This window comes from Asanoa iriomotensis, from assembly GCF_016862515.1.
GTDB classification, from domain to species: Bacteria; Actinomycetota; Actinomycetes; order Mycobacteriales; family Micromonosporaceae; genus Asanoa; species Asanoa iriomotensis.
The window spans coordinates 143493-152234 of sequence record NZ_BONC01000010.1 but is presented as its reverse complement, the minus strand read 5'-3'; the positions used below and the strand labels follow the sequence as shown (position 1 = coordinate 152234).

Annotated in this window: 9 protein-coding genes; 5 read left to right on the top strand and 4 right to left on the bottom strand. The window is 74.0% G+C overall.

The genetic code is table 11. The features are described from left to right. Nucleotides 1-137: 137 nt before the first annotated feature. The 4 genes from Air01nite_RS10105 (at nucleotide 138) to Air01nite_RS10090 (ending at nucleotide 2633) form a co-directional block, all read left to right on the top strand. A complete protein-coding gene (locus Air01nite_RS10105) occupies nucleotides 138-971 on the top strand; it encodes an SDR family NAD(P)-dependent oxidoreductase (protein WP_203701716.1) in 834 nt (277 codons plus the stop codon). Nucleotides 972-1036: 65 nt separating this feature from the next. Continuing rightward, nucleotides 1037-1756 (top strand): ATP-binding protein, encoded by a 720-nt coding sequence (locus Air01nite_RS10100; protein ID WP_203701715.1) that lies wholly within the window; start codon nucleotides 1037-1039, stop codon nucleotides 1754-1756. A 20-nt stretch (nucleotides 1757-1776) separates the two neighbouring features. Further along, nucleotides 1777-2220 carry a helix-turn-helix transcriptional regulator gene (locus Air01nite_RS10095; RefSeq protein WP_239090627.1) on the top strand — a complete coding sequence of 148 codons (444 nt, stop codon included), beginning with the start codon at nucleotides 1777-1779 and terminating at the stop codon, nucleotides 2218-2220. Nucleotides 2221-2225: 5 nt separating this feature from the next. Continuing rightward, nucleotides 2226-2633 carry a VOC family protein gene (locus Air01nite_RS10090; protein WP_203701714.1) on the top strand — a complete coding sequence of 136 codons (408 nt, stop codon included), beginning with the start codon at nucleotides 2226-2228 and terminating at the stop codon, nucleotides 2631-2633. Here the strand turns inward: Air01nite_RS10090 and Air01nite_RS10085 are convergent. Beyond that, nucleotides 2617-3759: a SigB/SigF/SigG family RNA polymerase sigma factor gene (locus Air01nite_RS10085; protein WP_203701713.1), complete on the bottom strand. Its 1143-nt coding sequence runs from the start codon at nucleotides 3757-3759 to the stop codon at nucleotides 2617-2619. The two genes, Air01nite_RS10090 and Air01nite_RS10085, sit on opposite strands and share 17 nt — an antisense overlap. Before the next feature lie 259 nt (nucleotides 3760-4018). On the opposite strand from Air01nite_RS10085, the gene Air01nite_RS10080 reads away from it, so the two are divergent. Then, entirely contained in the window at nucleotides 4019-4618 is a 600-nt protein-coding gene (locus Air01nite_RS10080) for a DUF5709 domain-containing protein (protein ID WP_203701712.1), read from the top strand. A gap of 64 nt (nucleotides 4619-4682) precedes the next feature. Here Air01nite_RS10080 and Air01nite_RS10075 read toward each other — a convergent pair whose 3' ends face one another. Genes Air01nite_RS10075 through Air01nite_RS10065 form a run of 3 tightly spaced genes read right to left on the bottom strand, consistent with a single transcriptional unit; the run spans nucleotide 4683 to nucleotide 8706 of the window. Next, nucleotides 4683-5327, bottom strand: coding sequence for a response regulator (locus tag Air01nite_RS10075; RefSeq protein WP_203701711.1), 645 nt, complete (start codon nucleotides 5325-5327; stop codon nucleotides 4683-4685). After that, complete coding sequence (gene macS, locus Air01nite_RS10070) at nucleotides 5324-6457, bottom strand: MacS family sensor histidine kinase (protein WP_239090626.1); 1134 nt, start codon at nucleotides 6455-6457, stop codon at nucleotides 5324-5326. The genes Air01nite_RS10075 and macS overlap by 4 nt, the downstream gene beginning before the upstream one ends. Beyond that, nucleotides 6454-8706 (bottom strand): SpoIIE family protein phosphatase, encoded by a 2253-nt coding sequence (locus Air01nite_RS10065; RefSeq protein ID WP_203701710.1) that lies wholly within the window; start codon nucleotides 8704-8706, stop codon nucleotides 6454-6456. The genes macS and Air01nite_RS10065 overlap by 4 nt, the downstream gene beginning before the upstream one ends. Nucleotides 8707-8742 lie beyond the last annotated feature (36 nt).

The window sequence follows — 8742 nt, the reverse complement described above, 5'->3', positions numbered from 1 at the left end:
TCGGCAGGACACGCCCTAACCTCCTGATCGGCGCGAACCCGCTGGAGCGGGCCGTTGCGTCGGTTCGGCGGCGACCGGGCCGGTGCTGCTGCAAACCGGGTCGCATGATGCCCGCCCCTACGGGGTATCGGACAGCCATGGCGCTCACCCGCCCGCTCGCCGAAGCGGTGGTCGTGATCACCGGAGCCTCCAGCGGCGCCGGCGCGGCGACGGCGATCGAGGTGGCGCACAACGGCGGCACGGTGGTGCTGGCCGCGCGGGGAGAACCGGCGTTGGACGCGGTCGCCGAACGCTGCCGGGCGTTCGGCGGCCGGGCCTCGGTGCTGCCCACCGACGTGACGGACCCCGCGGCCGTGGCCCGGCTCGCGGAGACCGCGGTGGCCGTGTGCGGCCGTCTGGACGCCTGGGTCAACACCGCCGCCACGGGCGCGGTCGGGCTGTTCGAGGAGATACCGATCGGCCAACTGCGCCGGGTCATCGAGGTCAACCTGCTCGGTGCCGCCTACGGGATGCGGGCCGCCCTGCCCCACCTGCGCGCGTCCGGCGGCGGCGTGCTGGTCAACAACGCCTCTGCGCTGGCCACCATCGCGCTGCCGTACCAGTCGATCTACAACGCCGCGAAGCAGGGCGTCCGCGGGCTCGCCGACACCGTCCGCCAGGAGCTGCGGGTGACCGGCGAGCGCGGGATCGCCATCTGCACGGTGCTGCCCGCCGGCACCGCCGCACCGATCCGCCGGTACGCGGTCGGCCGGCGCATCGCGCCGCCACCCCCGGTCCAGCCGCCGGAGGTGGCGGCCCGGACGATCGTGCGGCTGCTGACCAGGCCACGCCGGGAGGCGTACACCGGTGGTCCGTGGTTCTCCCTGCGGCCGGTGCCGGGCGCGTCCGCCGTGCTCGGCCTCGCCGCCGGCACTGCTGCCGGGACCCTTGCCGCGGTCGCTCGCCGGCACGTCCAGGGGCGGCGATGGTGACCACGGCTCGCAACTCGCGTGGGAGGGCGCACGCCTACGTCCCCGACCTGCACAATGGAGCGATCATGCCGACCGACGTGCATTTTCTGGTGGCCGCCGACGACCCGTACGCGGTCGTCCAGCTCCAGGGTGTGCTCGACCGGGCGTCGGCCGAGGCGCTGCGTGGTGCCCTGCTGTCCGTCGTCGCCGACCGCACGCCGGCCGTGATCGAGGTGACCGGCCTGCGGATCGACGACCCGGCCGTCCTGTCGACCTTCGGCGAGGTGGCCCGCGAGACCGCCGACTGGCCCGCCGGCCACCCGGCGATCAGGGTGCCGCCCGCGTTCGCCGGTCGCTGGCAGGGCGTCGGCTTCCGGATCGCCGAGGACGGCGCCCGCCCACCCGCCTACTCCGTCGATCACCTGCTCCGGGCCGACCTGGAGCCGATGACCGGCGCCGCCCGCCGGGCCCGCGAGCTGGTCACCGAGGCGTGCGCCCGCTGGGAACTGCCGGCGGTGGCCGGCCCGGCCTGCATCGTGGCCACCGAGCTGGTCAACAACGTGGTCGCGCACGCACACACGGCGATGACCCTGCTGGTCGGCCGCGGTGCCGACGCCGACACCCTGCATCTTTCGGTCCGCGACTGGTCGCCGGCGCTGCCGGTTTACAGCGGGCCGGTGCCGACCACCGCGTACGGCGGCCGGGGTCTGCTCCTGATCGAGTCGGTGGCGCTGCGCTGGGGTGTCACCGACCTGCCCGACGGGAAAGTCGTGTGGTCGGTGGTCGCACCCGACTACGGCGACTGAGGTGTGGCACGCTGGACAGCGTGACCGGCACCTCCGACCCGCGCCTGCGTGAGCTGCGGCTGCTGCGCAAGGTCCGCGACCGGATCGACCGCGACTACGCCCAGCCGCTCGACGTCGAGGCACTGGCCCGCGGCGTCCACCTCTCGGCCGGGCACCTGAGCCGGGAGTTCAGAGCCGCGTTCGGCGAGTCGCCCTACAGCTACCTGATGACCCGGCGCATCGAGCGCGCGATGACCCTGCTGCGCCGGGGCGACCTGTCGGTCACCGAAGTCTGCTTCGCGGTCGGTTGCGCGTCGCTGGGCACCTTCAGCACCCGCTTCTCGGAGCTGGTCGGCATGTCGCCCAGTGAATACCGCCAGCGGGCCGCCGGTGACGGTGCGGGCATCCCGGGCTGCGTCGCGAAACAGGTCATGCGACCGATCAGGAATCGAGAAGCGGTCGCCGCACCGGGGCACCTAACGTGACCAGCATGAGGCTTTCGATCGCACACACGTTCCTGCCGACCGACGACCCGGAGCGCTCGCTCGAGTTCTACCGCGACGCGCTCGGCTTCGAGGTGCTCAACGACGTGGGGCACGGCGCCATGCGCTGGATCACCGTCGCGCCGCCCGGTGGCCAGACGTCGATCGTGCTCCACCCGCCGGCCGCCGACCCCGGCATCACCGACGACGAGCGCCGCACCATCGCCGAGCTGATGGCCAAGGGAAGCTACGCGTCGATCGTGCTCGCCTCCCCCGACCTGGCCGGCATTTTCGAGCGGGTGCAGGCGACCGGTGCCGAGGTCGTCCAGGAGCCGATGGACCAGCCCTACGGTGTCCGCGACTGCGCCTTCCGCGACCCGGCCGGCAACATGGTCAGGATCAACCAGCAGCCATGATCGGCGAAAGTCCGGCCACGCGGAGCGTGCGGCGGACGTAGAGCTGCGTGTCACCGATGCGCAACCGGACCCCCGCGGCCCGGGCTGCCTCGTAGCCGGCGAGCAGCGCCGACACGCCCGCCGCGTCGATGATCGGCACGCCGGCCAGGCTCACGGCCAGGTCGCGCGGCGCGTTGCGCCCCGCGGCCAGGTCGACCGCCTCGATCAGCGCGGTGCGCAGCGGGTCGGCCGTGTCCCGGTCGACCTCGCCGCTGATCTCGAGGCGCACGGTGCCGCCGTTGTCGTCGCGGTGGACGGTGATCTCGTGGTGGTCACCCGGCGCGGCGCCGGCCTGCCACTGCCGCGGCGCGTCGCTGAGCATCGCCTCGCGCAGCCAGGCGAGCGCCCGCGAGAGCAGCCGGGACACGTGCATCTGCGAGATGCCCAGCTCGGTGGCGATCTCGGTCTGCGTCTTGTTGCCGTAGAACCGCAGCGCCAGGATCCGCCGTTCCCGCTCGGGCAGCCGGCACAGCAGGCTGGCCACGGTCAGGCGGTCGTCGACCGCCTCCAGGCCGACGTCGGAGCCGCCGATCAGGTCACCCAGCTCGGCCTCGCTCTCGGCGCGGGCCGGCATGTTCAGCGACAGCGGCGTGTACGCGGCCGCCGTCTCCAGCGCCGCCAGCACGTCCTCCTCGTCGACCCGCAGGCGCTCGGCCAGCTCGGGCACGGTGGGTGAGCGGCGCAGCTTGGCGGTCAGCTCCGTGGACGCCCGGTTGACCTCGATGCTGAGCTCCTGCATCCGGCGCGGCACGTGGACGCCCCAGGTGCGGTCCCGGAAATGCCGCCGGAGCTCGCCGATGATGGTCGCCGCCGCGAAACCGGTGAAAGCCCCACGTTGTGGGTCAAACCGGTCCACAGCCTTCAGCAGCCCCAGCCGGGCCACCTGCTCCAGGTCGTCCATCGGCTCACCGCGGCCTCGGTAGCGCCGCGCGAGGCGGCCCGCGAAGGGCATCGCCGAGCGGACGAGCTCTTCTCGCGCCGCGCGCCGCGCATCATCTCCCGATCGCTGGGCATAAGACATGGCGACGGCGTCGAGCGCCGGCAGATCCAGTTCACCGGAAGCGGACACACCGCTGTGAAGGGTCATCGCGCAGCCTCCTCGTTCGCCCTCACCGCCGCCCTGGTGGGGCGGGGAGAGTCGGCACCGGGTATGTGGAATGTGCGCTCTGATGCCCGCGTGTTGAGCACCCCGGAAACCGCTGCGCAGCAGCCGTCCCCTAAACGTGACCATACGTCGGTCCGTGCGAGCCGAGCAATGAAAAGCGAAGCAATTAGTTGCTTCGAGGCATCTATCACATCACCTGACGCCAGGTTGTGCCAGCCCGGATAGGGGTAGAGGGCCCGTTATGCGCCGTGAAGACGAGTACCCAGAGCCCTGGTCGGACCCTGAGGCCGAAGGCCTGCCCGGCACCGCCGACGACGACTCCACCGCGTACGACGACGTCGACTCCGAGCGCGAGGTCCAGGGACCGGACCCGGCCGCGCTGCCGGTCGACTCGCCGCTGGCCGTCGACCGGTTCGGCACCACCGGTGCCGAGGCCGAGCAGGGCGAGTCGCTCGACTACAAGCTGGCCCGCGAGAGTGTCCCGGACCCGGTCGACGACCCGCTGGCCACGCCGGCCGACGAGCAGATCCGCGACGAGGAGGACCTGGGCACCGAGCGCGCCCAGGCGCAGCTCGACGCTGATGTGCTCGACGACGGTCCCGCCGAGAACCGGGACTCCGAGGCGTCCCTCTACGACACGGACGGGCTCGAGCTCGACGACGGTGGTCGGCCGATAGGGCGACTGGTCGACCCGGCCCAGTTCGCCGGCGAGGACGAGCCCGAGGGCGGCCTCATCGACGACGAGGGCGACTCGATCGCGGACGACGCGGGTGCGGCCGGCGGCGGCGCCACGGCCGAGGAGCTGGCCATGCACGAGACGGAGGAGCCGCCGTACGAGTGACCGGACGGCGTGGCGATGCCCTCGGCATCGCGACGGCGGAGGACGGGCCCGCCAGCACAGCTCCTCAGTCGAGGCCCTGTTCGATGGCGTAGCGGGTCAGTTCGACCCGGTTGTGCAGTTGGAGCTTGCCAAGCGTGTTCTGCACGTGGTTCTGCACGGTCCGGTGCGAGACGCCCAGCCGCTCGGCGATCTGCTTGTAGGACAATCCCTTGGCCACCAGGCGCAGCACCTCGGTCTCCCGGTCGGTCAGCGCCGGCGCGCCCGCGTCGGCCGGCTCGGGAGCGGCCGCCAACCGCCTGTACTCGCCCAGCACCAGGCCCGCGAGCCCGGGCGTGAAGACGGCTTCGCCCGCGGCGGTACGCGCGACCGCCGCCAGGAACTCCTCGGGCGCCGCCGACTTGACCAGGTAGCCGGTCGCGCCCGCCTTCACCGCGTCGAGCACGCTCTGCTGCTCGCCGCTGGCCGACAGCATGAGCACCTTGACCTCGGGCAGCGCCGCGCGCAGGCCGTGGATCACCTCGACACCGGGCACGTCGGGCAGCTGGAGGTCGAGCACGACCACGTCGGGCCGGGTCGCACCGGCGATCCGGACGGCCTGCCGCCCCTCGCCCGTGGTCGCGACCACCTCGTAGCCCGCCTCGGCGAGGTCGCGGGCGACCCCGGTGCGCCACATCGGATGGTCGTCGACCACCATCACGCGGACGGTCATGGGTGCAGCTTAGGTACGACGAGCTCGATCTCGGTGCCCTGGCCCGGCGCCGACTGGATCCGCACGGTGCCGCCGAGGTCCGTGACCCGGCCGCGGATCGCCTGCGCGACGCCGAGCCGCCCCTCCAGCTCGGCCGCCGCCAACCGGCCCGGCGCGATGCCGGCGCCGTCGTCGCGGACGGTCACGGTCACCGACTCCGGCTCGTCCTCGACCAGCACGAACACCCGGGCGGTGGCACCGGCGTGCCGGGCGGCGTTGTCGAGCGCCGCGCCGACGGCGGCGACGACCTGGGTCGCGACCTCCGCCGGCAGGGGCACGGCCGTCGCGGGCGCGGCCACCGAGACCACGTCGCTGGCGTACGCGCTGACCAGCGCACCGAGGTCGACCACGCCGGTCGCGGACGGCGGCGGCGCGCCCGTCGCGATCAGCCGGCGCAGCGCCGCTTCCTGCTCCCCCGCCAGCCGGGCCAGCTCGCCCGCCTCGCCGTCGAGGTGCGCGCCCCGCCGCCGGACCAGCGCCAGCACCTGGAGCACCGAGTCGTGGATGTCGCGGGCCAGCCGTTCGCGCTCGCGGTTGGCCGCCTCCAGCTCCGTGGCCCGTTGCAGCCGCGCCTCCGCGATCGCGCCGAGCCGGGCGACGTGTCCGACGCCGACCGCGGCGAGCAGCATCAGGGTGGTGCCGGTCAACGACGACTGGCTCAACCTCGGCCGCACCGCCAGGTCGGCGACGCCGATCAGCAGGGCGGCCACCACGCCGAGCCGCCGGCCGCCGGCCACCGCCCAGGCCAGCACGGGCGCGGCCAGCCAGGCCACGGCCAGACCGGGCGTCCCGCTGCCCAGCGCGTCCCGGCCGATCACCCACTCCGCGGACAGCAGCACCGCGGCCGTCACCGCGAGGTCGGCGATCAGCAGCGGCCAGCGGCGCCGCTGCGGGCGGGCGTAGAGCCAGCTCGCCGCGACCGTCCAGCCGATCAGCACGACGGCCACCGGGATGGCGGCGAGCGGGCGGCGGTAGTCGCCGACGTTGCTGACGATCAGCGCGAGCGCGAAGGCCAGCGAGGCGAACCGGTAGACGACGATGGCGCGCCACAGCGGGACTTGCAGCCCGCCGGCGGACGTCGCCTGGATCACGCGGGCCGGAGCGCGAGGACGCAGGTGTCGTCGCCGGGGTTGGCCGGCTGGAGACGCGCGATGAGCCGGTCGACCGGGACCTGGCCGGCACCGGCGACCGTGCGCAGCAGGGGGCCGAGCCAGTCGCTGTCGTAGCCGCCCCGGCGCTCGATCAGGCCGTCGGTGTAGAGCAGCACCGTGTCCCCTTCGGCCAGCGTGGTCGTGACGGTCTCGTACGTGCTGTCCGGTCGCGCGCCGACGATCATCCCGGGTGGCCGGGTGAGCGCCGAGGCCGTGCCGCCGGAGACCAGGATCGGTGGCGGGTGACCGGCCTGCGCCCAGGTCAGCTCCCGGGTCTCCGGATCGAAGTGTGCCACCACGACGGTCGCCGTGGGTTCACTGGCGTCGTCGTGCACAATCCGGTTGAGGAAGCCGAGCAGCTCGCCGGGCTCGGTGCTGGTGACGGCGAGGGCCGCCACCGAGTGCCGCAGCCGGGCCATGGTGGCCGCCGCGGTGATGCCGTGCCCGGCCACGTCGCCGACCGCGAGCAGGCTGCGGCCGTCGGGCAGCTCGACCACGTCGTACCAGTCGCCGCCGACCCGGCTCGTCACCTCGGCCGGCAGGTAGCGGACCGCGACGTCGAGCCCGGGCAGGTGCAGCACGCCGGTCGGGATCGGCAGGATGATCTGCTGCAGCGCGACCACCAGGCGGTGCTCGGTCTGCTGACTGCGCAGCCGCTCGGCCAGCTCGGCCTCGATGTCGACCAGGCGGGCGCGATCGCGGGCGGCGGCCTCACGGGCCGTGACGTCCTGGATGATGCCGTACACCTTGAGCACCCCGCCGGTCCGGTCACGGATCGTCTCGAACCGGGCCCGCAGGTGCCGCTCCCGCGCGCCGACCAGGATCCGGAAGTTGAGGTCGGCGGCCTGGCCGTGCTCGAACACCCGCGCGAGCTGCGGCGCGATCCGCGGCGCGTCCTGCGGGTGCAGCTGGCTGGTGGCCTCCTCCAGGGTGGGCGGCCCGCTCTCCGGGTCCCGCCGGAAGATCGCATAGAGACCCTCGGACCAGTAGACGCTGCCCGTGGTCAGGTCCCACTCGCCCCAGCCGAGCCGGCCGAGCCGCTCGGTCTGGGCGATCCGGGCGGCCAGGCGGCGCTCCTCGTCGAGCCGGGTCCAGGTGAGCAGCACGCCGCCGCCGAACTGGGAGATCCGCACGGTGAACACCGCGGTCTCGATGCCCGGCGACTGCGGCGTGTAGGTGAACGGGCCGATCTCGCGCGGCCGGCCGGACTCGAACACCTGGGTCAGCGAGTGCCACAGCTCGGTGCCGACCAGGGTCGGATAGCTGGTCGCCGTGCTCGTGCCGACCAGCTCCTGGCCGCGCAGCCCGGTCACGTCGGTGGCCTCCGGGCTGGCCGCGACCAGCACCCAGTCGACGATCGTGCCGTTCGCGTCGCGGATCGGCACGGAGACGCCGACCGCGCCCGGCAGGGCGTCGAGCATCGACTGCGCGTCGGTGATCCAGCCGGCTTGGTGCGGGTGGGCCCGGAGCCGTTCGACGACCTCGCCGGCCACCTCGTCGACGATCCGGGTGACCGCCGCCCGCACCGGCGCCGGGAACGGCTGCTGCTTGACGAAGAAGGCGACCACGACGGCGACCGCGTTCCCGTCGCCGACCGGCACGACCGCGCGGGAGGGCCACTCGGCGCCGGGACCGCCGACCAGCAGGTAGTGCGGCGGCGTCGCGGTGCGGTCGGGCAGGAAGAGCGGGTCACGGGTACGCGCGACGTAGCCGGCCTCGGTCGGCGGGTGCGCCGGCACCCGGCTCCACGCGTCGACCACGGCCGGCGGCACACCGGCGGCACCCACGAGCTGCAGGGAGGCGTCCGGCTCGGCCGCGTAGACGGCCACCGCGTCGGCGCCGACCTCGTGCGCGAGGTGCTCACGCAGCGTGCCGGCCAGGTCGGCCAGCGGCTCCCGGCCGGGTGCCGCGACGGCCCGGGCGGCCATCCGGGCGGCCTCGGCTGCCGCCGCGCTGGCCATCCGGCGCACCTCGTCGAAGGGCGCGGTGGAGGCGGGCGTGCGTGAGCTGTCGAGCACCGCCGCGGCCGCTTCCGGCTCGGAGACGCCGGACCGCTCGGCGAGGCCGCGCAAGCGCTGTCTCGCCTCTTCCAGAGAACACTCCAGCCGCTCTGCCAACACGGAAACCGCGGCGTCCACCAGGGCGGCCAGTGGGCCGTCGCCTCCGGGGTCCATCCGGTTGTCCGGCACGCTCCGACGATCCCACAGTCGGCCGCGCTTGTGCTT